Here is a 25364-nt window from a genome sequence, read left to right on the forward strand (position 1 = left end):
GAATGCCGGAATAGGCCCCACTGGTCTTGTTGTGCTTTTTAGTCCCCGATACCTTGGAGTCATCCCAAAAACTCAGATGGTGGAGACAGACAATATGCAATCGAACACGGTTCACCCGTGCGACGAACGACTGCCCGCAGGTCAGTTGCTCACGCTCGGCATCCAGCACGTTCTGGTGATGTATGCCGGTGCGGTCGCAGTGCCGCTGATCATCGGCGCTGCGCTCAAGTTGCCGAAAGATCAGATCGCGTTCCTGATCAGCGCCGATCTGTTTTCCTGCGGCATCGCCACGCTGATCCAGACGCTCGGTCTGTGGATTTTCGGCATCCGTCTGCCGGTCATCATGGGCTGCACGTTCGCGGCCGTCGGCCCGATGGTCGCGATCGGCACCAATCCCTCGCTCGGCATTCTCGACATCTTCGGCTCGACGATTGCGGCCGGTGTGGTCGGGATCCTGCTCGCGCCCGCGGTCGGCAAATTGCTGCGCTTCTTCCCGCCGGTCGTGATCGGCGTGGTGATCTCGGTGATCGGTTTGTCGCTGATGGAAGTCGGCATCAACTGGGCGGCCGGCGGCGTGGGCAATCCGGATTACGGCAATCCGATCTATCTCGGCCTCTCGCTGACCGTGCTGATGCTGATTCTGCTGATCAACAAATTCGCCAAGGGTTTCCTTGCCAATATCTCGGTGCTGCTCGGCATTGTCGCCGGCTTCGTGATTGCGCTGGCCATCGGCCGCGTCAACATGGAAGGCGTCACGCATGCGCCGTGGGTCGGCTTCGTCATGCCGTTCCACTTCGGCCTGCCGCACTTCGATCCGCTGTCGATCGCGACGATGGTCACCGTGATGTTCGTCACCTTCATCGAATCGACCGGCATGTTCCTCGCGGTCGGCGACATGGTGGATCGTCCGGTCGATCAGAAGACGCTGGTGCGCGGCTTGCGCGTCGACGGCCTGGGCACGTTGATCGGCGGTATCTTCAACTCGTTCCCGCATACCTCGTTCTCGCAGAACGTTGGCCTGATCGGCGTGACCGGCGTGAAGAGCCGCTTTGTTTGCGCGATGGGCGGCGTGATCCTGGTGCTGCTGGGCCTGTTCCCGAAGATGGCGCAAGTGGTCGCGTCGGTGCCGGCTTTCGTGCTCGGCGGCGCGGGCATCGTGATGTTTGGCATGGTCGCGGCGAACGGCATCAAGGTGCTGTCGAAGGTCGACTTCGTGAAGAACCATCACAACCTGTTCATCGTCGCGGTCAGTATCGGCCTGGGTCTCGTGCCGGTGGTGTCGCCGCATTTCTTCTCGAAGCTGCCGCCGGCGCTTTCGCCGCTGCTGCATAGCGGAATTCTGCTGGCTTCGGTGTCGGCGGTCGTGCTGAATCTGATCTTCAACGGCGTGAAGAGCGAGAAAAAGGCGCAGTGCGAAATTCGCAGCGCCGGGCATGATTTCGACGGACGCGGCGGCAACGAACCGCGCGGCGACGACATGCTGCGCGCAGCTGACGTGCACTGAACGGTGCGCAACACTTGAGCGCTTGTGCGATCGAGAGCTCGCGCAAGCGCTGCGGATAAAAAAACGCCACGGCATGCCGTGGCGTTTTTTTCATGGCGGGCTGCGCAAGGCGGTTTCTGCTGAAACTGAAACCGCTCTACGCGCCCGGGGCAACGGGCAATCCTAACCCGCCGTGGCCCCCGAAGCCGCCACCGGCGCACTCGCCGCACCGTAGTCGACCGGTGCATCGGCCGGACGCGGCTGCTCGCCGTTGTGTTCGATCCAGCCGCCGCCGAGTACCTGATACAACGTCACGAGGTTCTGCAGACGTTGCATGCGGGCGGTGACCAGCAACTGCTGCGACGAATACAGATCGGTCTGCGCGGTCAGCACCGTCAAATAGCTGTCGACACCATTCGTATAACGCAGGTTCGACAGATCCAGCCGGCGCTGTTCGGCAAAGGTATTGCGCTCCAATGCCTGAATCTGCTGATCGTACGTGCCACGCGCCGCCAGGGCGTCGGCCACATCGCGGAAGGCCGACTGGATCGCTTTTTCATACGTGGCGATCTGGACGTTCTTCTGGATGTTGGCGAGATCGAGGTTGGCGAGATTCTGTCCGCCCTCGAAGATCGGCAACGTGATCGACGGCGCGAAGCTCCACGCCGCAGAACCCGGCTTGAACAGACCGCCGAGCGACGGGCTGAGCGTACCGAAGCTGCCGGTCAGCGAGACCTTCGGGAAGAACGCCGCGCGCGCCGCGCCGATGTTCGCATTGGCGGCCAGCAGATTCTCTTCGGCCTCCATGATGTCCGGACGACGCGTCAGCAGATCGGACGGCAGACCCGCCGGAATATCCGTGAGGAGATTCTGGTTGTCCAGCGTCATGCCCGGCGGCAGATCGTCCGGCAACGGCTCGCCGATCAACAGCACGAGCGCGTTATCCGCCTGCGCCCGCAGACGCAGCTGCTGCTGCAGGTTGGCCTGAGCCTGCTCGACCACGGTTTGCGATTGACGCAGATCCAGCTCCGAACCGGTGCCGTTGTCGAACTGCAGCTTGGCGATCCGATACGATTCCTGCGAGGTCTTCAGCGTGTTCTGCGTGACTTTCAACAGATCGTCCAGCTCGAGCACGGTCATGTACTGGGTCGCCACCTGCGAGACCAGCGAGATTTCCGCCGCCTTGCGCGCCTGAGCCGTGGCCAGGTATTGCGCCAACGCCTGGTCCTTCAGGCTCTGAATCCGCCCGAAGAAGTCTATTTCCCACGACGCGTTCAAGCCGACCGAATAGGTGTTGGTAATCGTCTGCCCCGCGACCGACAGATCTTTCGGCGTGCGTTGCTTGCTTTGCGAAGCCGCGGCGTCGAGCGTGGGGAACAGCCCGGCGCGAACGATCCGGTACTGCGCCGCCGAGGCCTGCATGTTAAGCACCGACACGCGCAGGTCGCGGTTGTTCTTCAGCGCGATCTCGATCAACCGCTGCATGCGCGGATCGACGAAGAAATCACGCCAGCCGATATCCGCCGCGGCCAGGCCGTTGGCGCTGCGCGCAGCATTTGTCGCGCCGGGCGGTTGCTTGCCCGCCTGGGTCGCGTCAGTCTGGCTCGCGCCCGGCTGGGTCGCGCCCGGTTGCGTGTCGTACACGCCGCCGGTCGGGAAGGTGCTCGTCGTGGGCGGAGCCGGACGCTCGTACTTCGGCGCCATCGTGCACCCCGCGGCGAACAGCGCGACCGCCACTGCAATCAGAGAGTGTTTTTGCATCTCAATGTCCGTCCTTGCCCGAGCCTTCATCCGTCGACCCGGCCGAAGCGCCGCCCTGGCCGTCATGCGGATGGTGCTGGTTGTAGTGTGCGAGCGCCTCGTCCGGGTCTTCCTTCTCGCCGCCGAATTTCGCGCGGATCACGACGAAGAACATCGGGATCATGAAAATCGCGAGGAAGGTCGCCGTCAACATCCCGCCGATCACGCCCGTACCGATCGCGTGCTGGCTCGCCGAACCCGCGCCGTTACTGATCGCGAGCGGCATCACACCGAGAATGAACGCGAGCGAGGTCATCAGAATCGGACGCAACCGCAGACGCGCTGCTTCCAGCGCGGCCTCGATCGGCCCCATGCCCTCACCCTGCTGCAGCTCGCGGGCGAATTCCACGATCAGAATCGCGTTCTTCGCCGACAACCCCACCGTGGTCAACAGACCGACCTGGAAGAACACGTCGTTCTCGAGTCCACGCAGCGTAGCGGCCAGCAGTGCGCCGATCACGCCGAGCGGCACCACCATGATCACCGAGAACGGAATCGACCAGCTTTCATACAGTGCCGCGAGACACAGGAACACGACGAGGATCGAGATGCCGTACAGAATCGGCGCCTGCGAACCGGACTGGCGCTCCTGCAGCGACAGACCCGTCCACTCGTAGCCCACGCCGGCCGGCAGCTTCGCCACGAGCGCTTCCATGGCTGTCATGGCCTGACCGGTCGACTTGCCCGGTGCCGCCGCGCCCTGGATTTCCACCGCGGAAATGCCGTTGTAGCGCTCCAGCTTCGGCGAACCGTAGGTCCACGTGCCGCTCGCGAACGACGAGAACGGCACCATGCCACCCGCGGAGTTACGCACGTACCAGGCGTTCAGGTCTTCCGGCGTCATGCGGAACGGCGCATCGCCTTGCAGATACACCTTCTTGATCCGGCCGTCGGTGTCGAGGAAGTTGTTCACGTACTGCGATGCCCACGCGATCGAGAACGTCTGGTCGATCGCGGACAGCGACACACCAAGCGCCGAAGCCTTCTCGTGGTCGATATCCACCTTGAACTGCGGCGTGTCGTTCAGGCCGTTCGGACGCACCTGAGCCAGCGTCGGATCTTTCGCCGCCATGCCCAGCAACATATTGCGTGCTTCCATCAGCTTTGCGTGACCGACGCCGGCGCGATCCTGCAATTCGAAGTCGAAGCCCGCAGCCGTGCCGAGTTCAGGAATCGACGGCGGATTCACCGGATACACCAGCGCGTTCTTGTAGCTGCCGAAGTGCATGAAGAGACGGCCCACCAGCGCCTGCACCTTCTGATCGCTGTGCTGACGTTGCGAGTAATCCTTCATCCGCACGAACACGAGACCCGCATTCTGGCCGCGACCGGCGAAGCTGAAGCCGTTCACGGTAAAGGTCGATTCGACGATGCTCTTCTCGGTGTTGAGCAGATAGTCGGACACGTCCTTCAACGCGCGCGCCGTGGTTTCCTGCGTCGAGCCCGACGGCGTTTGCACCAGCACGAACATCGTGCCCTGGTCTTCGTCAGGCAGGAACGACTTGGGCAGCTTCACGAACAGCAGGCCGACCGCGAAAATCACCACCATATAGATGATCAGCCAACGGCCCGAGCGCTTGATCACGTGGTGCACGCCCGAGTGATACTTGTCGCGGCTCCTGTTGAAGGTGCGGTTGAACCAGCCGAAGAAACCAGTGGTTTTTTCCTGGTGCCCCGGTTCAACCGGCTTGAGAATCGTCGCGCACAATGCCGGCGTCAGAATCAACGCGACCAGCACGGACAGCACCATGGCCGCCACGATCGTCAGCGAGAACTGCCGGTAAATTGCGCCGACCGAACCGCCCGAGAACGCCACCGGCACGAACACCGCCGAGAGCACGAGCGCCACGCCAACCAGCGCGCCGGTAATCTGATCCATTGCCTTGCGGGTGGCGTCACGAGGCGATAAACCCTCCTCCTGCATCACCCGCTCGACGTTTTCCACCACCACGATCGCATCGTCCACCAGCAAGCCGATCGCCAGCACGAGCCCGAACATGGACAGCGTGTTGATCGAGAAGCCCACCAGACCCATGATCGCGAACGTGCCCAGCAGCACCACCGGCACCGCGATCGTCGGGATCAGCGTGGCGCGCAGGTTCTGCAGGAACAGGTACATGACCAGGAACACCAGCACGATACCTTCGAGCAGCGTCTTGACCACTTCTTCGATCGACAGACGCACGAACGGCGTGGTGTCGTACGGGTACTGCACCACCAGACCGTGCGGGAAGTACTTCGACAGTTCGGCGACCTTCGCGCGCACCGCCTTCGCGGTAGCCAGCGCATTCGCGCCGGTAGCGAGCTGAATACCGAAGCCCGCCGTCGGCTGGCCGTTGTACTTGGTGTCGAAGTTGTAGTTTTCGCCGCCGAGTTCGATACGCGCCACGTCCTTGATGCGAACGCGCGAGCCGTCCTGGTTCACCTTCAGCAGCACGTTGCCGAACTGTTCAGGCGTATTGAGCAGCGTGGCTTCCGTGATAGTGGCCTGCAACACCTGACCCGGCACGGAAGGCGTGCCGCCGAGCGAACCGCCCGCGACCTGCACGTTCTGTGCTTGCAACGCGGTTTCCACATCCACCGGCGTGAGGCCGAAGTTGGTCAGCTTGTTCGCGTCCAGCCAGATCCGCATGGCGTACTGCGAACCGAACAGCGTCACCGTGCCCACGCCGTCGATACGGCTCACCGGATCCTGAATGTTCGACGCGACGTAGTTCGCCAGGTCGTACTTGTTCATGCTGCCGTCTTCGGACACGAACGCCATCACCAGCAAGAAGCTGCTGCTCGACTTCGTGACCTTGGTGCCCAACTGCTGCACGGCTTGCGGCAACAGCGGCGTGGCGAGCTGCAGCTTGTTCTGCACCTGCACCTGCGCGATGTCAGGATTGGTGCCGGCCGCGAACGTCAGCGTGATGGTTGCCGTACCCGAGTCGTCCGAGGTGGACGACAGATACAGCAAGTGGTCGAGACCACTCATCTGCTGCTCGATCACCTGCGTGACGGTGTTTTCCACCGTCTTCGCCGATGCGCCCGGGTACGTTGCGCTGATCTGCACGGCCGGCGGCGCGATGGTCGGGTACTGCGCGATCGGCAATGTGAAGACCGACGCGATACCCGCGAGCATCAGAATAATGGCGATCACCCATGCAAAAATCGGGCGATCAATGAAGAACTTTGCCATGAGGCGGGCTCCCTGTTATTACGCGCCCGATGCAGCGGAGGCAGGTTGTGCCGTCTGCGCAGCACCGCTGGCGGCCGGCGCGCTTTGAGCAGCAGCGCCGGAAGCGGGTGTGGCGGGAAGTTGCGCGGCAACGGTCTTGACCTGCATGCCGGGTTTCGCCTTGTCGGTGCCCTGCACGATCACGCGGTCGCCCGGATTCAGGCCGCTTTCGACCACCCAGTTCGAACCGTACGTGCCCGAGGTGACCAGCTGACGCAACACCACCTTGTTGTCGTTACCGACGACCAGCGCGGTCGGCTGACCCTTCTGGTCGTGCGTGATGCCGACTTGCGGCACCACGAGCGCGCTTTCGTTGACGCCTTCTTCGATGCGCGCGCGCACGAACATGCCTGGCAGCAGCACCTTGTCGGTGTTCTTGAAGATCGCGCGCACGGTGACCGAACCGGTGCCCTGGTCGACCGTCACGTCGGTGAACTGCAGCTTGCCCTTCTCCGAATAGGTGCGGCCGTCTTCGAGAATCAGCGACACCTTGGCGGCGTCCGGCCCGGTCGTCTTCAGACGTCCTTCCTGCATGTCGCGGCGCAGCTTCAGCCCGTCGAGGCTTGATTGCGTCAGGTCCACATAGACCGGATCCAGTGTCTGCACGGTGGCCATCAAGGTGGCGGCGCTCGCCTGCACGTAGGCGCCCGGCGTGACCTGCGAAATGCCGACCTGGCCGCTCACCGGCGAAACCACGTCCGTGTAGCCGAGGTTGATCTGCGCCGTGTCGACCGCCGCCTTGCCCGCGGCGACGTCAGCCACAGCCTGCCCTTGCGAGGCGACGGCGTTGTCGTAGTCCTGCTTGCTGACCGCGTTGGCCGCCACCAGCACCTTGTAACGGTTCGCTTGCGCAGTGACCGACACGAGGTTGGCCTGCGCCTTCGCCAGGCTCGCCTTGGCGTTATTCAGCGTGGCGATGTACGGCGCCGGATCGATCTTGTACAGACGTTGTCCCGCTTTGACCTGACTGCCTTCCGTGAACTCGCGGCGCAGCACGATGCCGTCGACCCGCGCGCGCACTTGCGCCACGAGGAAGGCACTGGTGCGGCCGGGCAATTCGGTGACGACGGGCACGGCCGTCGGCTGAACAGTGACGACGCCGACTTCCGGCGTTTGTTGCGGCGGGGCAGATTGTTTTGGTCCGCACGCTGCCAGCAATACGGCAGCCGTCGCGGCACTGATTAAGCGGAATGGAACCCGTTCGACGCGCATGGAGCGACCTCTGTCAAAGACTGAGAATGAAAAAGTGCGCGCATCCCTACCCCGGGGACGACAGCGCACACATGCGTCTTGCGACGCCTGACCGGACACCCGCGGACGCACACCGAACCTGCAGGGCACCCTGAGTGAAATGCGCCATACCGGGGAAATGCCGCACGGCGCCGCCCGTCCGGGCACGGCGCGAAGAGCGTTTGAAAGGCAACAGTGACGGATATTAACGTTTCGTCACGGCTTGGGCTATCCGATCGTGGGATGCTATTATATATACATTCACGAATGCATGTAAAAGTGCGTTTATATCTCTTGCTGGCTGGGGACTTGCAAGATTGCTTCGCAATTCGGTCAACGGTAGACGGATTGTCATCGGGCGTACTTAAAAACGCCCGGGAAAACCCCACAATCAGGGCAGGTCATTCCAACATGGTCAGAAGAACCAAAGAAGAGGCGCAGGAGACGCGCAACAGTATTCTCGACGCGGCCGAACGGGTTTTCTTCGAGAAAGGCGTATCGCGCACGTCGCTTGCCGATATCGCGCAGGCCGCCGGCGTCACACGCGGTGCCATCTATTGGCACTTCGCACATAAGAGCGATCTGTTCACGGAAATGTTCGACCGCGTGCTGCTGCCGCTGGACGAACTCAAGGCCGCCTCGCAAGATCCCAATGAGCCCGATCCGCTCGGACGTCTGATGGAAATCTGCACGGTCTGTCTGCGCGACACCGCCAACGACCCGCGTCGCCGGCGCGTGTTCGACATCCTGTTTCTGAAATGCGAGCTGGTCGAGGAAATGGGTCCGGTGATGGTCCGCTATCAGACCAACATGCGCGAAGGACTTCAGAAAATCCAGGGCGGTCTGCGCAACGCCATCTCCAAAGGGCAACTGCCCGCGGATCTGGACACGAAACTGGCGGCGGCGATGGTGCATGCGTTCGTCAGCGGTTCGCTGCGCGACATGCTTTTTTTGCCCGACGCCACGGATTTCGGCGCCCATGCCGTGCAGATGGTCGAAGGTATGTTCGACGCACTGAAGCTGAGCCCAGCTCTGCGCAATGGGCATGCGCAGCGGAGCAGCGGCGGTTAGTCGATTGCCTGACGGAAGCGGCGGACGAAAAAAAGGCGGACGGGTGAGCAACCCGCCGCCTTTGTTTTCATGCACAGCATGCGTGATGCCGCATTCGCCGCTTTGTTCTACCCGGCCGACCGCATTCTATATAGCAGCGCTCGACGCGGCCATCGTCCGCGATCTCTACGCCGCGGCCCGCGTGGCCCTTGCCTTCTGATTCGACGCATAGATATTGTCCCGCTCCAAAGGCGTCCCGCTCCGCACCGCCGCGATCCACTCGTCGGTGCTCGCCACCGCCGCGAAACGCGACTGCAGCACCACGCTGAACACCCGATGGATGTCCTGCGCGCTGGCGAAACCCGCGCTGTTCTGATACGGCACAGAACCCGTCGCGTCGTGCAGGAACTCGACGGTCAGCCCCGAGTGAACCGCGTGATTGATGGTCGACGCGTCGCAGTTGTGCGTCATGTAGCCGACAACCGTCAGCGTGTCGATCTGGCGCGCGGCGAGCCAGTCGGCCAGGTCGGTGCCGGTGAAAGCGCTGGGCAGCGACTTTTCGACGTAGTGATCGCGAGCCCGCTCGCCCACTACCGGATGCAGCTCCGCGCCGCTGCTGCCACGCGCGAATAGCGGCGAGCTGGCCGGCGCGAAGTTTTGCACGACCACCACCGGCACGCCGGCGGCCCGGGCCGCATCCATCGCGCGGCCGATATGGGCGAGCGAGCTTTGCACGTCCGGGTATTCGATCGGCAGATCGCCGGTCACGTATTCGTTCTGCACGTCGATAACGATCAGCGCACGGCGCGGTGTGGTCATGGCAAGACTCCTTGGTCAAGGGGCGGCACGGGCCGGTCCAGTCTGGACTCGGAACGAGCTGCGGGGATGACTGCATTGTTCCCTTACGGCGAGCTTCCCGATAGCGACCCGAATGACAAGATTCGCTAGAATCGGGCCATCGTCGGAATTCATGAGATGACTGATGGCCACGCCCGCTTCCACTTTCGTTTCCTCTGGCACGACTCGCGGTGAACCGCTCCGCCACATCGTCGCGGTGGTCGCGTTCGATCGCATCAGTCCGTTCCATCTTTCGGTGCCGTGCGTGGTGTTCGGCGAAGACCGCAGCGGCGGCGGCGTGCCGGAGTTCGACTTCCGCGTCTGCGCCGCCGAAACGGGCGCGCTGACCACCACCGCCGGCTTTTCGATCGCCGTCACGCATGGACTCGAAGCGCTCGCCGACGCCGACACGATCGTCGTGCCAAGCTGGCGCGATCCGGCCGAAACGCCGCCCGCGGCGCTGCTCGACGCACTACGCGCCGCCCACGCGCGCGGCGCGCAACTGGTCGGGCTTTGCCTGGGCGCATTCGTGCTGGCAGCCGCCGGCATCCTCGACGAGCGTCCGGCGTCGACGCACTGGGCGTGGGCCGACGACTTCGCGCGCCGCTACCCGCGCGTGCGCCTCGACCCGAACGTGCTCTATGTCGACGACGGCAACGTGCTGACCTCGGCCGGCACGGCGGCGGGCCTCGACTGCTGTTTGCATGTGATGCGCAAACTGTGCGGCGCTGCAGTGGCCAATCACGTCGCGCGCCGGCTGGTGGTGCCCCCGCATCGGCAAGGCGGCCAGGCGCAATACGTTCAGCAGCCGATGCCGCCGAATGTGCGCGGCGACCGGCTGTCGGATCTGCTCGATTGGGTGAGCGGCAATCTGACGTTGCCGCATACGCTCGACACGCTGGCCGGGCGCGCGCTGATGAGCCGCCGCACCTTCACGCGACGCTTCCGGCTCGCCACGGGCACGACTGTCGGCGCATGGCTGCTGGCGCAGCGGCTGGCTCGCGCGCAGCAATTACTCGAGAGCACCGACGAGTCGGTGGAAGCGATCGCGGGAATCGCGGGCTTCGGTTCGGCCGCTTCGTTGCGGCAACATTTCGCGGAGGCGTTCCGCACGTCGCCGTCGGCATGGCGAAGGGAGTTTCGTAGCGTGTGAGTGTGCTCGCGCGAGCGCGGCGCCGCTCGGCTGACGACGTTTCGTAGCAGGCCACCGGAATTTCGTAGTCGCATGGACACGACAGCGGCGCTGCCCGCCGCGCTTGCGCCGCCGCTACGACAGGCACCTGGCAGAATCAATGCTCGCTGATCCAGCGCGCGACATACAACAGCAGCGCGACCAGAAAGATCATCGCGGCCCAAGCCCAGTTCGGGACCGCGTGAGGACTCGGCTCGTGATGCGGAACCCCGTGCGACACACCATGCGCGGCTCCGTGCGACGCGCTGGCCGCGCGCCCGGGCAGCGCATTGCCGTGATCCGACCTTACTCGCCGCGCCATGCTGCCGAGCGTGATCGGCCGCAGAAACACATGCTGGCGGCGCACCGCCGAACCCCGGGCGCGATTAGGACCTTGCCCGTGCTTCGCGCGCACGACAGCATCGAACTCCGTGAAAAAGTCGTCGGCCAGTTGATGCAGCGCGTTTTCGAGTTGCCGCGTCGGCAGTTCCGCGAGCGGGCCCGACGAGGTCGCCCAGATGGTGTAATCGATCCGCGTGTTGCGCTCCCTGTCGGCGGCGTGCGCGCTTTCGTCCGCGCGCAAGCGTACTTCGATCTGCCCGCGCAACGCGCCGATCCCCTCGGCCCGCGCTTTGAAATTGATGGTGCGACGCTGCGCATCCGCCGGACCGGAATCCTGGCCGGCCACGTGGGCACGCGCCTGGTAGCGCGCGCGCAGCGGACCGAGCGGCACGGTCATGATCAGCTCGTATTCGCCGTGCGCGAGGCGGGTGAACGACTCGCAGTTGTCGAGGCTGGCGCGCAGCAGCGCGAGATCCTGCAACGCTTCCCAGACGTCGGACGGCGCAAGTGGAATCCGTAACGCGTCGTTCAGTTCCATGCCAGCCTCCCCGATGAACGCGCGACAGCGGGATCAGGACGTCTGATCGATGCGGTCGACGCGCGATGCGTAAAACGCGAGATACCCTTTGATCTTCATCGCCGATTCGAGCGGCGTTTCGTAACTCCACACGGCGTTCTCGATCAGGCCGTCTTCCGTGCGCAGATGGAAATACGACGCGTCGCCCTTGAACGGACAGTGCGTGGTGTGCGTCGAGCGCTCGAGCCGGGCCATGTTCACGTCCGAGCGCGGGAAATAGAACACGTCCGCCAGACCGGTTTCCGACAATGTCAGTCCCGCTTGCGTATCGGCCATGGTCACGCCGCCGTGGATCATCCGCACCCGGTGGCTGTTGCCGGTGATCACGATGGTGTGCGCGCCTGCGCTCGCGTCCGGGCTCCCGTGAGATGTCAAGGCATCGCTCATGTCTCGGCTCCGTGATGATGTGCGGTCGTGCAAACAGTAAAGCCACGGGGGGTGCCCGTGGCTTCATTATCGGCCAAAGTCCGGCCGATTGCGCAACCTTCCTGCACGCAGTGCGGCGCCAACCACACCGCCGCCCGGAACGGCGCCGGGCTTACTGCGTGTCTTACTGCGTGTTCCAGTAGAACGCGGCCTTCGCAGTGCCCTTGGCCGGGATCGTCACCGATTTGGACTGGTCGCGGTCCTTGTATTGAGCGTGCACCGTGTAGCGCCCCGGGCGCACTTTGACCAGCATATACGGCCCGCGCGACGTGGTGCTCAGCACCTCGCCGTTGTGCGCGTCGACCAGACGCACATGAACGTCGGCGAGAAAGTCGGAACCCGGGCCCGTAAAGCGCAGTGACAGCGGCCACTGGCTTTGCGCCTGTTGCAATGCCTTCGATTCGTCGAGACCGACGCCGCCCGACACGAACGAGACGTCGCCTTGCTGCTGGATTTGCGGCAGGCCGCCGCCATTGGCGTTGCCCGCGCTGGTTTGATCGGTGGTCGTGCCGCCGGTCGTGTCGCTTGCCTGCTGTGCGTATGCGCCACCCGCCAGACCGAGCGTGAGCGCTGCGGCGACCGCGGCGGCTACGATCCTTCGCTGCTTGCGTTGGGTTTTCATCGGTTCGCTCCTTGTTGAAGTCCTATGCCTGCTTCTCCGGTTTCCCGCGATGGGCCCGGATCAACGCAGACGCAACCTGCGTGCCAAGCCGCCGGACGCATCATACGGAAACCGCCGTACGCCACGCCCGGTGGCGCACAGCGCCCTTCTTCGATGCAAAGGTCCAATAAAAATTGCCGGTCCGCCGGCAGTAAATGCAAGGACCGGCAAGCATTACTTCAACTCGCGGTGAGAGCAGCCGCAGCGTCGGTCAAACTTCCAACCGGACGAGCGGCTATGCCGTTCGCCTCTCGCGCATCAGCCGAGATCCACCGGCACGAAGATCTGCGAGTTGTCGCGCTGGATCAGCAACGCGATGCTGTTGCCGGCGCCGGCGATTATCTGTTTCAGTTGATCGACGCTCGAAATGGGCCGGCCGTTGACCGCCAGAATCACGTCGCCCGGTTGAATGCCGGCGCTTTCCGCCGCGCCGCCCGATTGCTGCACCAGCAGACCGTGCGAAACCGACGCGCCGCTCTTCTCTTCCGGCGTCAGCGGCCGCACCGCCACACCGAGCCGGCCTTGCAACTGGGTCGGCTGATCGGCCTTGCCCGAAGCGACCTTCGCATCCGACAAGGAACCAATGGTCACTTTGAGGTCTTTGGTGGCCTTGTCGCGCCAGACCTGCACGGTTGCCGAACTGCCCGGCGCCAGACCCGCGACCTGCGCCGGCAGATCGGACGAGTCGCTGACCGGTTCGCCGTTCACCGACAGGATCACGTCGCCAGGCTGCAGGCCAGCCTTGGCCGCCGGGCCGCCCGGATCGACCGAACTGACCAGCGCGCCCTGCGGCTTCTGCATACCGAACGAATTGGCGAGCGTCTGGTCCATGCCCTGCACCGCCACGCCGAGACGGCCGCGGCTCACGTGGCCGGTCTTGACGATGTCGTCCTTGACCTTGATCGCCTCATTGATCGGGATGGCGAACGAAAGGCCCTGGAAGCCGCCCGTCTGCGAATAGATCATCGAGTTGATACCGATCACTTCGCCTTGCAGATTGAACAGCGGTCCGCCCGAGTTGCCTGGGTTCACCGGCACGTCGGTCTGAATGAACGGCGTGTAGTTTTCGTTAGGCAACGAGCGCGACTTCGCGCTGATGATGCCCGAGGTCACCGTGTTGTCGAAACCGTACGGCGAGCCGATCGCGACGACCCACTGGCCGACCTTGCTCTGGCGCGGATCGCCGATCTTCACGGTCGGCAGATTGCTCGCGTCGATCTTCAACACGGCGACGTCCGACTGCTTGTCGGCGCCGACCACCTTGGCCTTGAACTCGCGCTTGTCCGTCAGCTTCACGGTGACGACGTTCGCGCCGTCCACCACGTGCGCGTTAGTCAGGATATAGCCGTCATTGCTGACGATGAATCCCGAGCCCAGGCTCGCGCTCGGCTGATCGGTCGCATCGCCGCCGTCGCCGCCGCCTTGCATGCCGGGCATGCCGCCGAAGAAATGCTTATAGAACTGGTAGAACGGATCGCTCGGATCGATCGGCAACTGATTGCCGCCGCCGTTGCCCGGATTGCCGCGCAGCGCCGTCTGCTTGACGACGTGCTTCGCGCTGATGTTCACCACGGCCGGACCGTAGGTTTCGACGAGGCCCGAGAAGTCGGGAATGCCGGTTTTGGCGGCGGCTTCAGCGGGCATCATCGCGGCTTGCGCCGGCGAGATCACCTGCGGCGCGGGCACGTCGCGATGCCCCGCCACATAGCCGGCGGAAAGCGCTACGGCGACGGCGATTGCAACAGCGCTGCGGGACAAGGTTTTCGCGTTCATCGTGTACTCCTGACTGGGAGAAAGAGACTTTGGATGTCTCGAAGCGTACGTGGCATCGCTTAAAAGAGTCTTAAGCAGCGACAGATCGCTTCCATCCAGCTATTTAGGCCTGTTTAAGCCTTCTTTAAGTCTCTTTACGAACAGAAAGCCTTGCCTTCAAAATCGCACGCTGACCTGCAAGCCGCCCGCCGGCGACTCGTCGAGCGATACGGCGGCATGATGCTGCACGGCGATGCGGCGCACGATCGCCAGACCCAGACCGGTGCCCGCCACGTCGGTACGGACGCGATTCGCGCCGGCGCTCGCGCGATAGAAACGATCGAACACGCGATCGCGTTCGGCCGGCTCGATCCCCGGCCCGCTGTCGGCGATCCGCACGACCGGGTGTCCCTCTTCGACATGCAGGCTGACGTCCACACGTCCGCCGCGTGGCGTGTACTTGGTTGCGTTATCCACGAGATTGTTGAACATCACGCGCAACGCGTCGGCATCGCCGACCACGGTGGCGGATTCGGTCGCCTCGATGCCGAGATCGACGCCGCGATCGAGCGCAAGCGGCGCGTAAGCCACCACGCACTCTTGCAGCAGCGCACGCAGATCGATCGCGTCGGTAGCGGCGAGGCCGTCCGGTTCAGAACGCGCCAGCGCCAATAGCTGTTCCGCAAGACGCGTGGCGCGTGTCACGCCGGCTTGCAGATCGGCGAGCGCTTCGCTGCGTCCGCTATCGTCCTTCGCGCGCGCCACCAGTTGCGCCTGAATCTGCACGGCGGCGAGCGGCGTGCGCAATTCATGCGCGGCGTCCGCGACGAATGCTTTCTGAATATCGAGCGCAGTGGCGAGCCGTTCGAGCAGACCGTTCAACGCGCGCACGAGCGGCTGCACTTCGAGCGGCAAGCGCTGATCCGGCAAAGGATCGAGCGCTTCGGGATGACGTGCGTCGAGCGCGCTGGTCACGCGCCGCAGTGGCCTGAGTCCGCGTCCGATAACCACCCACACCGCGAGCCCCAGCAACGGCAGCAGCACGATCAACGGCCACAGCGTACGCAACGCGACATTCGCGGCGAGCCGGTTGCGCACGGAAATCGGCTGCGCCAGTTGCACCACGTTATCGCCGACGATCGCGCCATACACGCGCCACTCGCCGCGATCCGTGTGCTCGGTCGAAAACCCGAGTTCGGCGCGCGGCGCGAGCGGCGCTCGCGGACGTGAGTAGTACATCAGCACGCCGTTGCGATTCCAGATCTGCAGCACGATGCCTTCGTCGCCGGTGTCGCGCGAACCGAGCACTTGCGAGAACGGTTCCGACGGCAGCGCCGCGGCGATCTGCTCCAGTTGATAATCGAAAAGTTCGTTGGCTTCGGCAAGCGCTTGCCGGTAAATCAGCCAACCCGCAATGCCGACGCCGAGCAACACCAGCGCCAGCAGCCAGACCAGCAATTGACGGCGGATCGAACGCATCGGCTCAGGCGTCCTTCGCGATCATGTAGCCCAGACCGCGCACGTTGCGGATCAGCTCCGCGCCGAGCTTCTTGCGCAGCGCGTGAATGTAGACCTCGACGGTGTTGCTGCCGATCTCCTCGCCCCAGCCGTACATTTTTTCTTCGAGCTGGCTCTTCGAGAGCACGGCGCCGGGACGCGCAAGCAGCGCCTCGAGCAGCGCGAATTCTCGCGCCGACAACGCGACCGGCGCGCCGTCGAGCGTGACCTGATGCGAGGCGGGGTCGAGCGTCAGGTTGCCGTGGCGAATGGTCGAATCGCTGCGTCCGGACTGACGCCGGATCAATGCGCGCATGCGGGCGCCGAGTTCGTCGAGATCGAAAGGTTTGACGAGGTAATCGTCGGCGCCGGCGTCGAGGCCTTTGACACGATCCGCCACGGCGTCGCGTGCGGTGACGATCAGCACCGGCAGCGCGTGGCCGCGCGCGCGTAGCGTGCGCAACACGTCGAGGCCGTCGCGTTTGGGCAGGCCCAGGTCGAGCAGCACGAGATCGTAAGGCTGGCTGCCCGCCGCGCTGAGCGCCGCTTCGCCGTCTTCCACCCAGTCGACCGCGAAGCCTTCGCCGCGTAGCGCCTTGCGCACGCCTTCGGCAATCATCCGGTCGTCTTCGACTAGCAAGATGCGCATGGTTATCCGTTCCGAATCGTTCGATGATGCCGCATTCTAGCGCCCGCTCCCTGCATGCGCGCCGCGTGGCGCATTTTCCACCGCAGCCTGGCGGCAACTCTCTACAATGGGCGCTTTGCTTCGCGCGGCCGGCGTTTTGCCTCCGCGCGCCAACGCGATCCATCGGCGCCGCCGGGATTGCCGCGTGCCCCACGCCCTGACATTTTGCTTTTTCGCCCGTCCATGACGCACGCTTTTCTGGTTTCTCTTGCACGCCGCATCAAGTATGTTCGTCATGTCGCGCTGCGTGCGCGATCCGCTTCTGCTTTCGCCGCTCCAGGCACACTCGCTGAGCCGTTCGATGGCGTGGCTCGCGCAGCTTCGGCCATAACAACCGCTTCCACCATGCATCTGCCACGCCGGTTCGCGCCGCGCGCCGTGACATGGCTCGTCGCCTGCGCCGCGCTCGGCTGCGGCGCATCGCTGCCGCTAGTCGCGCAGGCTCGCGTCAAGGCCACGCGTCCGAGCGTCAACGTCACCACGGTCTTGCCGCAGTCGGTGATGCTGGGCTTGCAGCGCGCGCACGTGCCCTTGTCGTCGATCAGCGTGGTCGTGGAGAAAGTCGGCGATCGCACGCCGATCCTCGCACTGAACGCCGGCAAGCCGATGATGCCCGCCTCGACGATGAAACTCGTCACCACCTACTCCGGCCTGTCGATACTCGGCCCCGACTACCGCTGGCGCACCAGCGCCTACGCGGACGGCAACGTCGATGCCAACGGCGTGCTGCACGGCAATCTCTACATTCAGGGTACGGGCGATCCAAAGCTCGTGCCGGAAGAACTGATCGATCTCGTGCAGAAGATCCACAAGGCCGGCATCAACGGCATAGACGGCGCACTGGTGCTCGACAAGCGCTACTTCGATCCGTCCACACGCGACCTGCCGCCGTTCGACGACGACGCCACCGCGCCGTACAACGTCGGCCCCGATCCGCTGCTGTATGCATTCAAATCGCTGTCGTTCACGCTGACGCCGTCGCCCGACGGCAGCGTCGCGATCGACGTGCTGCCCGCGCTCGCGCAGTTGCAGATCGACAACCAGATGCACGCGGTAAACGGCCCGTGCCGCGGCGACGCGGCCTCGGTGTCGCCCACTGTCACGCCGCAACCGAACGGCATCGTCGTGGCCTCGTTCAGCGGCGACTATTCGATGCGCTGCGGCCCGCGCACGATCAACGTCGCGGTACTCGACCACTCGGCGTTTTTTGCGGGCGGTTTTCTCGCGCTATGGCAGCAAACCGGCGGCACGTTCAGCGGCGCGACGCGCGAAGGCGCGGTGCCCGTCGGCGCCAAACTGGTGGCGACGCATCAGGGGCCGGTGCTGTCCGACATCGTTCGCGACATCAACAAGTTCAGCAACAACACGATGGCGCGCAACCTGTTCCTGACGATCGGCGCCGCCGAGGAAAAAGGGCCCGCGACGACCGCCAAATCGGCGCGCGCAATCCAGGCGTTTCTGCGCCGCGACAGCGTGGACATGGAATATCTGACGCTCGATAACGGCTCGGGCCTCTCGCGCGACGAGCATGTCACCGCGCTCTCGCTCGCCGATCTATTGCAGCGGGCCAACGCGAGTCCGGTCGCGCAGGTCTTCGTGGAGTCGCTGCCGATCGCGGGCGTCGACGGCACCATGCGCAACCGCTTGACCAACCAGGGCGCGGGCGGCAATGCGCACATCAAGACGGGCACCTTGCGCGACGTTCGGGCAATCGCGGGCTATGTGGCCTCGGCGGACGGTAACAGTTACGTGGTGGTCAGCCTGATCAACGATCCGCATTCGGAAGCCGCGCGCGCCGCGCACGACGCGCTGCTCGAATGGGTGTATCAAGGACCGTCGCAGGGCTTCACCAAGGTGTCCGATCCGGTCGTCGAACCGCGCAGCATCAAGCCCAGGAAAAACCCGCACGCGCGTGGCGCTCACTGAGTGTTCCTTCTAGCGAAGCCGCGCGCGGCAACGTGCTCAAGCGTGTACGCTGTCGGGCAGTGTTTGAGGCGCGCGTAATACGCTGGACGTGGCGCCGGGGCTGTGCATCGATTACGTCCCCGCTCGAACAAAAACGACAACATCCGCTGCGCACAGCGCGGCGGCCAGGGACCCACGGAGGAAGACACAATGCAATTCGATGCCGAATTGCTGCTGCTCGCCATGGCGCCGGTCTTTCTCGCATGCATCGGCTGGGAGGCGTGGCACCTGCGGCGCACGCAACCGGGCGCGCAACTCTATAGCTGGCGCGACACGCTCTGCAACGCAGCGCTCGCGCTGATGCAGCAAGCCGCCGACAAGGTCGCCTGGCTCGCCATCATTCCGGTCTACGCGTTCTTCTACGATCACTATCGCATCTACACGTGGCAGGCGGGCTGGGTGTCGTTTGCCGTGCTGTTCATCGCGCAGGATCTGCTCTACTACGTGTTCCACCGTTGTAGTCATCGCGTGCGCTGGCTGTGGGCCGCGCATGTCGTGCATCACTCGTCGGAGCGCATGAATTTTTCGACCGCGTTCCGTCAGAGCCTGATGTATCCGGTCGCGGGCATGTGGCTGTTCTGGACGCCGCTCGCCGTGCTCGGTTTTCCGCCGAAGCAGATCGTCGCGATCGTGCTCATCAATCTCGGCTTTCAGTTTTTCGTGCATACGCAGGCCATCGGCAAACTCGGCTGGCTCGAAAACGTGTTCAATACGCCGTCGATTCATCGCGTGCATCACGCGCGCAACGATCGTTATATCGACCGCAACTATGCCGGCGTGCTGGTGATCTGGGATCGCCTGTTCGGCAGCTACGTCGAGGAAGATTTGCGCGATGCGCCGGTGTACGGCATCGTCGAGCCGCTTCACACCTACAACCCGCTGAAGGCGACGTTTCACGAATGGGCGTCGATGGCCGCCGACTTCGCGAGCGTGCGCGGCTGGCGCAACAAACTGCGCACGCTGTTTGCGCCGCCCGCGTGGGCGGCGGATTATCATGCGCGGCGCGCCGCCGGTTCATCGGGAGCGCGCATGGACTCAGGTGAATATTCGAGCGAGGCTACGCGCGCGAAGCAAGACCATACGGCCGCGCTTCAAACACCACGCAGGCCGTAGAAGATTCTGTAAGCTGTCGTCACGCCGCCTAAGCGGTGGGCGCTGCCTGCAACACATGGCAAAGGGCCACACATACATACGAGGAGATGTCGTCAACATGAAGCAAACAGCATCGCGGAAACAACATTGGCTGCGTGTCACGCAGATCGCCATGGCCAGCACGGCATTCGCTCTGCTCGCGGCTTGCGGCGGGGGTAGCGACAATAACAACAACGCCAGCAGCACGCCTGCGGGCGGAGTCAAGTTGCAGGTCGTGTCGTTCGGCGACAGCTTGTCGGATGTCGGCACGTACTCGCCGGTCATTCAGGGGAGCTTCGGCGGCGGCCGCTTCACGACGAACCCGGGTGAAGTGTGGACCCAGAAGGTCGCTGAGTATTACGGCGACACGTTGACGCCAGCCTACCTCGGCGGCTTCGGCCAACCGCTGGTCGCAACGGGCGGTCTGGGCTATGCGCAAGGCGGCTCGGACGTCGTCAATGCTCAAGGCCAGGGTTGGGCGCCTAACAACATGGCCGCGACGACCGTGCCGGTCGTGACCCAGGTGGCCAACTACCTGGGCGCGCATGCGAGCTTCAATCCGAACCAACTCGTGCTGATCAACGGCGGCGCGAACGACATCTTCCAGTTCGCGGGGACCACCGCCAATCTGACGGCGCTGGGCGCCGCGCTACAGACGCAATACCCGCTGCTCGTGCAAGCCGGCACACTGCCGAACTCGCAAGCGGGCCAAGTGGCGTTCATCGTTGGCTACCTGCAGAAGTTGCCCAATCCGCAGATCGCGCAGGCCGCCACGCAGCTCGCGGCGCAAGTCCAGAAGATCGTCGGCTCGGGCGCGACTCACGTGGTGGTGTCGACGGTGCCGGACATCGGCAACACGCCACTCGGCGTCGCCGCCAACGCAAGCACGCCTGGCTCGGCTGCGCTGCTGTCCGGCATTACCGCGGCGTATAACTATCTGCTGGTGCAGAACCTGACGGCTCTCGGCCTGGTGGGTACGGGCAAGGTCATCGTGGCCGACGCGTTCACGTGGATCGATCAGCAATTGCCGAACTACCAGGCGCTGGGCTTCACGGTGTCCAACACCGGCACGGCGTGTAACCTGACGTCGATGCAGGCCAATGCAACCGCATACGCCACCGCCAATCCGAGCGCGACGAACGGGCTGACGCCGGCTCAGTACGGCGCCCAGTTCGGCCAGTCGCTGTTCTGCTCGCCGCAGACTTATACGGTGGCTGGCGCTGACCAGACCTATATGTTCGCGGATACGGTGCACCCGAGCACGCACCTGCACGCGTTGTTCGCGCAGTACGTGCAGCAGCAGATCGCTGCGACGGGGTTGGGGAAGTAATCAGGCGAGACGTTGCAGGCAAAACGGCGGATCGAAGCTCGATCCGCCGTTTTTCTTTGCTGTGGTGAGTGAGAGGCCCGGCGGCTGATGCAGCCGTGCTGCCTACACTATCCCTGCGCTTCGAACGCGGCGGCCGCCCGGCCAAGCCGGTCATTCACCGCGATCCACTCAATCGTATCCGGCAGCTTCTCGATCAGAATCCGCGTCACGTTCGCGCGATCCAGCGCCCGCAGCAAGCCATACAACTCACGCGCGTAGACATGCGGATCTTCAGGCGCGGCGATGAAATGCACGCCTTCGGCGTCAGCCCAATGTCCGGCTCGCGACGCACGCGCCACCAACGCCACGCGCTCATCCGCTTGCCGCGCGGCAAGCAAAGGCTCCAGCGCGACGAACGGCAACAGCGCCAGCGGCGTGCGCGGCGCGTAATGCGCCTTCAACGTGCCCGAAGCCCGTGGCGCGGTCGCGTCGGAACCGTCCGGCAAACGCGGCGCCTCGCCGAGCACGTCGGCGATGTCTTGCGGTGTTACACGCCCCGGTCTCAACAACGCCGGAAAGCCGCGCGACAAATCCAGAATGGTCGATTCGATACCGACATCCGACGCGCCGCCGTCCAGCACATGAATCGTGTCGCCGAACTCGTCGCGCACGTGTTGCGCCGTAGTCGGGCTCACATGTCCGAACCGGTTCGCCGACGGCGCCGCAACACCGCCGTGTCCGCCGCGCAATGCATTGAACGCGTCGAGCAACGCTTGCGCGACCGGATGCGACGGACAGCGCAATCCCACCGAATCCTGGCCGCCGCTCACCGCCGCCGGAATGCGCGCGGCGCGCTTCAGAATTAACGTGAGCGGACCCGGCCAGAACGCGTCGATCAACCGCTGCGCCTCCGCAGGCAAATGCTCGACCCAATAGTTCGGGTCGCCTTGTGGCGCGAGATGCACGATCACCGGATGATTCGCCGGCCTGCCCTTCGCCGCGTAAATGCGCGCGACGGCGTCGGGACTCTCGGCGTCGCCGCCGAGACCGTAGACCGTTTCCGTGGGAAACGCGACCAGGCTGCCCGCGTCGAGCAGCGCCGCCGCGTGTTCGATCTGCGCGGCGCTCACCGGCATTGCGGCTTCGGCGTGTTTCGGTTGATCCGGCATGATGCTCGTGTCAGCTCGTGATGATGTGCAGAAGCCGCGCGCAATCGCGTCCCGCCGTGCGCGCTTCTTCGAGCGTGGCAGCCGTGAAGTTCACGTGGCCCATCTTGCGGCCGCATCGTGCCTCTTCCTTGCCGTACAGATGCAGACGGGCTGCCGGCATGGCGGCGACTTCATGCCACGGCGGCGTGACGGCCGCGCGCTTCGGACCGTCCGGAAACCAGACGTCGCCGAGAATGTTCAGCATGACAGCCGGCGAATGCTGGCGCGTGTCGCCGAGCGGCATGCCGGTCATGGCGCGCACCTGTTGCTCGAACTGGCTGGTCGCGCAGGCGTCGACGGTGTAGTGGCCGGAATTGTGCGGGCGCGGCGCCATTTCATTGGCCACCAGCGAACCGTCTTCGAGAATGAAGAACTCGACGCACAGCACGCCGACGTAACCGAGCTTGTCGGCGATTTGCAGCGCGGCCTGTTGCGCCTGCTGGACGAGCGTGGCGCTCGCATCGGGCGCCGGGACGATGGTGTGCGACAGCACGCCGTCGCGATGCGTGTTCTGCGCGAGCGGATAAACCACCGACGCGCCGCTCGCCGCCCGCGCGATCAGCGCGGACACTTCGAACTTCAACGGCAAACGCTTTTCCAGCACGCACGGCACGCCGGCCAGCGAAGCATGCGCCTCGCGCACTTCCTCGGCGTTGCGCACGCGAATCTGGCCTTTGCCGTCGTAGCCCATGCGAGCGGTCTTGAGAATACCCGGCAGCACGGCTTCGAGCTTCGCATCGTCGAGCGCGGCCAGCGCATCCGACGATTCGATCACCACGTGCGGCGCCACCGTCACGCCCGACGACGCGATAAAACGCTTCTCGGCAATACGGTCCTGGGCTACGGCGACGCAGCGCCCGGCCGGGCTCACGAACGTAGTCCGCGCGAGGAAGTCGAGACTCGCGGCCGGCACGTTCTCGAATTCGGTCGACACCGCCGCGCACAGCCGCGCGAGTTCGGTCAGCGAAGCTTCGTCGTCGTAAGCCGCGCGCAAATGGCGATCGGCGACGGCGCCCGCCGGACTGCTTTCGTCCGGATCGAGCACGGCAACGCGGTAGCCCATGGCTTGAGCAGCGAAACAGAACATGCGGCCGAGCTGGCCGCCACCGACCATGCCAAGCCATGCGCCGGGCAGAATCGGTGAAACCGGTGTGTTGTCTGGGTTCATCTTAGTGGTCGGTCGCGGCCGGGTGCTGTGTGCAATGCGTGCGTGCAATGCGATGTCAGGCACCCGGCCGGGGGTCGGACAGGGGACGTCTTCAAGCAGTCAGTTCGTGCGCTTACAGCGCCGGCAACACCATGGCGTGAGCCGCTTCGTTCTGGCGCACGCGGAACGCAGCCAGCTTCTTGGCATACTCGTCGCTCGTGCCGCTCAGGAGCGACACCGCGAAGAGGGCCGCGTTCGCCGCGCCCGCTTCGCCGATCGCAAATGTGGCGACCGGAACGCCCTTGGGCATCTGCACGATCGAATGCAACGAATCGACGCCCTTCAGATACTTGCTCGCTACCGGCACGCCGAGCACCGGCACCGTGGTCTTGGCGGCCAGCATGCCCGGCAGATGCGCGGCGCCGCCCGCACCAGCGATGATCGCGCGAATGCCGCGCTCGCGCGCGCTTTCAGCATAGGCGAACATTTCGTCGGGCATGCGGTGCGCCGATACGACCTTCGCTTCGTAGGGCACGCCGAATTCCTGCAGAATCGCCACGGCGTTCTTCATGACTTCCCAGTCGGAACTGGAGCCCATCAGCACGCCGATAACCGGCGCGCCATGCGTATGGGCGGTTTGTGCTTCACTCATCTTACGGCTTCCTTGTTTCTTGAGAGCGCCCGGCGCTGTCGCTTCGCGCCAGACGCCCCGGCGGAGCGGAATAATTAGCGGCGGCCCGGCGCCTGGTTAGAAGCGCCACAAAGTCGTCGCTTCGCGCCGCCCGGCGAGGCCGTGATTGCAGAGGCGGCTTCCTCTGGAGCGGGCAAGCCACGGTGGCCCGCGCTTTCTCGCGCGCGCCAACCGCTGCGCGCAATCAGGCGAGCTTATGTCCGGTCAGGCGTTCGAGCGCTTCCTGATACTTCTCGCCCGTCTTCGTGACCACGTCGTCCGGCAGCTTCGGCGCCGGCGGCTCTTTCTTCCACGGCTGGGTTTCGAGCCAGTCGCGCACGAACTGCTTGTCGAACGACGGCGGGTTGGTGCCGACCTGATACTGGTCGGCCGGCCAGAAGCGCGACGAATCCGCGGTCAGCGCCTCGTCCATCAGATAGAGCTTGCCGTGATTGTCCAGACCGAACTCGAACTTCGTATCCGCGATGATGATGCCGCGCGTGGCCGCGTAGTCAGCCGCTTCCTTGTACAGCTTGATCGAGATGTCGCGGATCGTGGCCGACAGTTCGGTGCCGATGCGGCGCTCCATCTCGTTGTACGTGATGTTTTCGTCGTGATGGCCCATTTCGGCCTTGGCCGCCGGCGTGAAGATCGGCTCGGGCAGCTTCTGCGCGTTTTGCAGACCCGGCGGCAGTTCGACGCCGCACACCGAACCGGTGGCCTGGTAGTCTTTCCAGCCGCTGCCGGCCAGATAGCCGCGCACCACGGCTTCGACGAGGATCGGCTCAAGGCGCTTGACGACGACCGCGCGGCCCTTGACCTGCTCGACCTCGTCCGCCGCCACCACGGATTCGGGCGCGACGCCCGTCAGGTGGTTCGGCACCACATGCTTCAGTTTCTCGAACCAGAAGTTCGCCATTTCGTTGAGCACGCGTCCCTTATTCGGAATCGGCTCGCCCATGATGACGTCGAACGCGGACAGACGGTCGGTCGTGACGATCAGCAACTGGTCGTTGCCCACCGCATAGTTGTCGCGGACTTTACCGCGGCCGAGCAGCGGCAGCGAGCGGAGCGTGGATTCGTAGAGGGTAGACATCGTCGTGGTTCGCTAAAAGTGAGGCAAAAAGTGTGACCGGAACAAAAGGGAAACGCCGTTCCCCGGATGATGCGGGAACGGCGGTCTAACGACAACCTGGCCAA

General features: G+C 64.3%; 20 protein-coding genes. 6 read left to right on the forward strand and 14 right to left on the reverse strand.

Annotated features, from left to right (window positions below; translation table 11 throughout):
* The first annotated feature begins 94 nt into the window (after positions 1-94).
* Positions 95-1504: a nucleobase:cation symporter-2 family protein gene (locus B0G80_RS12585; protein WP_106284101.1), complete on the forward strand. Its 1410-nt coding sequence runs from the start codon at positions 95-97 to the stop codon at positions 1502-1504.
* Between the two features lie 162 nt (positions 1505-1666).
* On the opposite strand, the gene B0G80_RS12590 is transcribed toward B0G80_RS12585, so the two are convergent.
* Genes B0G80_RS12590 through B0G80_RS12600 form a run of 3 tightly spaced genes read right to left on the reverse strand, consistent with a single transcriptional unit; the run spans position 1667 to position 7715 of the window.
* Positions 1667-3244, reverse strand: a complete 1578-nt coding sequence (locus B0G80_RS12590) for an efflux transporter outer membrane subunit (protein WP_116118211.1) — start codon at positions 3242-3244, stop codon at positions 1667-1669.
* A 1-nt stretch (position 3245) separates the two neighbouring features.
* Positions 3246-6464, reverse strand: coding sequence for an efflux RND transporter permease subunit (locus B0G80_RS12595; protein ID WP_116118212.1), 3219 nt, complete (start codon positions 6462-6464; stop codon positions 3246-3248).
* 18 nt (positions 6465-6482) lie between these two features.
* Positions 6483-7715, reverse strand: a complete 1233-nt coding sequence (locus B0G80_RS12600) for an efflux RND transporter periplasmic adaptor subunit (protein ID WP_106284098.1) — start codon at positions 7713-7715, stop codon at positions 6483-6485.
* 429 nt (positions 7716-8144) lie between these two features.
* Here B0G80_RS12600 and B0G80_RS12605 point away from each other — a divergent pair, with 429 nt between their 5' ends.
* Complete coding sequence (locus B0G80_RS12605) at positions 8145-8804, forward strand: TetR family transcriptional regulator (RefSeq protein WP_116118213.1); 660 nt, start codon at positions 8145-8147, stop codon at positions 8802-8804.
* Positions 8805-8969: 165 nt separating this feature from the next.
* Here B0G80_RS12605 and B0G80_RS12610 read toward each other — a convergent pair whose 3' ends face one another.
* A complete protein-coding gene (locus B0G80_RS12610) occupies positions 8970-9602 on the reverse strand; it encodes a cysteine hydrolase family protein (RefSeq protein ID WP_116118214.1) in 633 nt (210 codons plus the stop codon).
* Positions 9603-9765: 163 nt separating this feature from the next.
* Here B0G80_RS12610 and B0G80_RS12615 point away from each other — a divergent pair, with 163 nt between their 5' ends.
* Positions 9766-10773 (forward strand): helix-turn-helix domain-containing protein, encoded by a 1008-nt coding sequence (locus B0G80_RS12615; protein WP_116118215.1) that lies wholly within the window; start codon positions 9766-9768, stop codon positions 10771-10773.
* Between the two features lie 136 nt (positions 10774-10909).
* Here B0G80_RS12615 and B0G80_RS12620 read toward each other — a convergent pair whose 3' ends face one another.
* The 6 genes from B0G80_RS12620 to B0G80_RS12645 form a co-directional block, all read right to left on the reverse strand.
* Entirely contained in the window at positions 10910-11671 is a 762-nt protein-coding gene (locus B0G80_RS12620; RefSeq protein ID WP_116118216.1) for a CoxG family protein, read from the reverse strand.
* 33 nt (positions 11672-11704) lie between these two features.
* A complete protein-coding gene (locus tag B0G80_RS12625) occupies positions 11705-12097 on the reverse strand; it encodes a DUF427 domain-containing protein (RefSeq protein ID WP_106284093.1) in 393 nt (130 codons plus the stop codon).
* Positions 12098-12260: 163 nt separating this feature from the next.
* Positions 12261-12758 carry a carboxypeptidase-like regulatory domain-containing protein gene (locus B0G80_RS12630; protein ID WP_116118217.1) on the reverse strand — a complete coding sequence of 166 codons (498 nt, stop codon included), beginning with the start codon at positions 12756-12758 and terminating at the stop codon, positions 12261-12263.
* 297 nt (positions 12759-13055) lie between these two features.
* Positions 13056-14570 carry a DegQ family serine endoprotease gene (locus B0G80_RS12635; protein WP_106284091.1) on the reverse strand — a complete coding sequence of 505 codons (1515 nt, stop codon included), beginning with the start codon at positions 14568-14570 and terminating at the stop codon, positions 13056-13058.
* A 156-nt stretch (positions 14571-14726) separates the two neighbouring features.
* Positions 14727-16028 (reverse strand): ATP-binding protein, encoded by a 1302-nt coding sequence (locus tag B0G80_RS12640; protein ID WP_116118218.1) that lies wholly within the window; start codon positions 16026-16028, stop codon positions 14727-14729.
* 4 nt (positions 16029-16032) lie between these two features.
* Entirely contained in the window at positions 16033-16695 is a 663-nt protein-coding gene (locus B0G80_RS12645; protein ID WP_012434228.1) for a response regulator, read from the reverse strand.
* Positions 16696-16917: 222 nt separating this feature from the next.
* On the opposite strand from B0G80_RS12645, the gene dacB reads away from it, so the two are divergent.
* The 3 genes from dacB to B0G80_RS12660 all read left to right on the forward strand — a co-directional run bounded on the left by dacB (position 16918) and on the right by B0G80_RS12660 (position 21160).
* Positions 16918-18660, forward strand: coding sequence for a D-alanyl-D-alanine carboxypeptidase/D-alanyl-D-alanine-endopeptidase (dacB, locus tag B0G80_RS12650; protein ID WP_116119639.1), 1743 nt, complete (start codon positions 16918-16920; stop codon positions 18658-18660).
* A gap of 189 nt (positions 18661-18849) precedes the next feature.
* Positions 18850-19812: a sterol desaturase family protein gene (locus B0G80_RS12655; RefSeq protein WP_116118219.1), complete on the forward strand. Its 963-nt coding sequence runs from the start codon at positions 18850-18852 to the stop codon at positions 19810-19812.
* Between the two features lie 97 nt (positions 19813-19909).
* On the forward strand, positions 19910-21160 hold the full coding sequence (locus B0G80_RS12660; RefSeq protein ID WP_116118220.1) for an SGNH/GDSL hydrolase family protein: 1251 nt from the start codon (positions 19910-19912) through the stop codon (positions 21158-21160).
* A 107-nt stretch (positions 21161-21267) separates the two neighbouring features.
* Here B0G80_RS12660 and B0G80_RS12665 read toward each other — a convergent pair whose 3' ends face one another.
* The 4 genes from B0G80_RS12665 to B0G80_RS12680 form a co-directional block, all read right to left on the reverse strand.
* Positions 21268-22308 carry an L-threonylcarbamoyladenylate synthase gene (locus B0G80_RS12665; protein ID WP_116118221.1) on the reverse strand — a complete coding sequence of 347 codons (1041 nt, stop codon included), beginning with the start codon at positions 22306-22308 and terminating at the stop codon, positions 21268-21270.
* Between the two features lie 10 nt (positions 22309-22318).
* Complete coding sequence (locus B0G80_RS12670) at positions 22319-23515, reverse strand: 5-(carboxyamino)imidazole ribonucleotide synthase (protein WP_116118222.1); 1197 nt, start codon at positions 23513-23515, stop codon at positions 22319-22321.
* A 112-nt stretch (positions 23516-23627) separates the two neighbouring features.
* Positions 23628-24146 (reverse strand): 5-(carboxyamino)imidazole ribonucleotide mutase, encoded by a 519-nt coding sequence (gene purE / locus B0G80_RS12675; RefSeq protein WP_116118223.1) that lies wholly within the window; start codon positions 24144-24146, stop codon positions 23628-23630.
* A gap of 223 nt (positions 24147-24369) precedes the next feature.
* The gene (locus B0G80_RS12680; protein ID WP_012434235.1) at positions 24370-25260 is read right to left on the reverse strand and encodes a phosphoribosylaminoimidazolesuccinocarboxamide synthase; all 891 of its coding nucleotides are present in this window, start codon (positions 25258-25260) and stop codon (positions 24370-24372) included.
* Between the last annotated feature and the right edge of the window lie 104 nt (positions 25261-25364).

The organism is Paraburkholderia sp. BL6669N2 (assembly GCF_003387275.1).
Lineage (GTDB): Bacteria > Pseudomonadota > Gammaproteobacteria > Burkholderiales > Burkholderiaceae > Paraburkholderia.

What these genes read in the sequence shown, in the direction of transcription:
- B0G80_RS12585 (WP_106284101.1), top strand. Translation starts at nt 95, where the DNA reads ATGCAATCGAACACGGTTCACCCGTGCGACGAACGACTGCCCGCAGGT.
- B0G80_RS12590 (WP_116118211.1), bottom strand. Translation starts at nt 3,244, where the DNA reads ATGCAAAAACACTCTCTGATTGCAGTGGCGGTCGCGCTGTTCGCCGCG.
- B0G80_RS12595 (WP_116118212.1), bottom strand. Translation starts at nt 6,464, where the DNA reads ATGGCAAAGTTCTTCATTGATCGCCCGATTTTTGCATGGGTGATCGCC.
- B0G80_RS12600 (WP_106284098.1), bottom strand. Translation starts at nt 7,715, where the DNA reads ATGCGCGTCGAACGGGTTCCATTCCGCTTAATCAGTGCCGCGACGGCT.
- B0G80_RS12605 (WP_116118213.1), top strand. Translation starts at nt 8,145, where the DNA reads ATGGTCAGAAGAACCAAAGAAGAGGCGCAGGAGACGCGCAACAGTATT.
- B0G80_RS12610 (WP_116118214.1), bottom strand. Translation starts at nt 9,602, where the DNA reads ATGACCACACCGCGCCGTGCGCTGATCGTTATCGACGTGCAGAACGAA.
- B0G80_RS12615 (WP_116118215.1), top strand. Translation starts at nt 9,766, where the DNA reads ATGGCCACGCCCGCTTCCACTTTCGTTTCCTCTGGCACGACTCGCGGT.
- B0G80_RS12620 (WP_116118216.1), bottom strand. Translation starts at nt 11,671, where the DNA reads ATGGAACTGAACGACGCGTTACGGATTCCACTTGCGCCGTCCGACGTC.
- B0G80_RS12625 (WP_106284093.1), bottom strand. Translation starts at nt 12,097, where the DNA reads ATGAGCGATGCCTTGACATCTCACGGGAGCCCGGACGCGAGCGCAGGC.
- B0G80_RS12630 (WP_116118217.1), bottom strand. Translation starts at nt 12,758, where the DNA reads ATGAAAACCCAACGCAAGCAGCGAAGGATCGTAGCCGCCGCGGTCGCC.
- B0G80_RS12635 (WP_106284091.1), bottom strand. Translation starts at nt 14,570, where the DNA reads ATGAACGCGAAAACCTTGTCCCGCAGCGCTGTTGCAATCGCCGTCGCC.
- B0G80_RS12640 (WP_116118218.1), bottom strand. Translation starts at nt 16,028, where the DNA reads ATGCGTTCGATCCGCCGTCAATTGCTGGTCTGGCTGCTGGCGCTGGTG.
- B0G80_RS12645 (WP_012434228.1), bottom strand. Translation starts at nt 16,695, where the DNA reads ATGCGCATCTTGCTAGTCGAAGACGACCGGATGATTGCCGAAGGCGTG.
- dacB (WP_116119639.1), top strand. Translation starts at nt 16,918, where the DNA reads ATGACGCACGCTTTTCTGGTTTCTCTTGCACGCCGCATCAAGTATGTT.
- B0G80_RS12655 (WP_116118219.1), top strand. Translation starts at nt 18,850, where the DNA reads ATGCAATTCGATGCCGAATTGCTGCTGCTCGCCATGGCGCCGGTCTTT.
- B0G80_RS12660 (WP_116118220.1), top strand. Translation starts at nt 19,910, where the DNA reads ATGAAGCAAACAGCATCGCGGAAACAACATTGGCTGCGTGTCACGCAG.
- B0G80_RS12665 (WP_116118221.1), bottom strand. Translation starts at nt 22,308, where the DNA reads ATGCCGGATCAACCGAAACACGCCGAAGCCGCAATGCCGGTGAGCGCC.
- B0G80_RS12670 (WP_116118222.1), bottom strand. Translation starts at nt 23,515, where the DNA reads ATGAACCCAGACAACACACCGGTTTCACCGATTCTGCCCGGCGCATGG.
- purE (WP_116118223.1), bottom strand. Translation starts at nt 24,146, where the DNA reads ATGAGTGAAGCACAAACCGCCCATACGCATGGCGCGCCGGTTATCGGC.
- B0G80_RS12680 (WP_012434235.1), bottom strand. Translation starts at nt 25,260, where the DNA reads ATGTCTACCCTCTACGAATCCACGCTCCGCTCGCTGCCGCTGCTCGGC.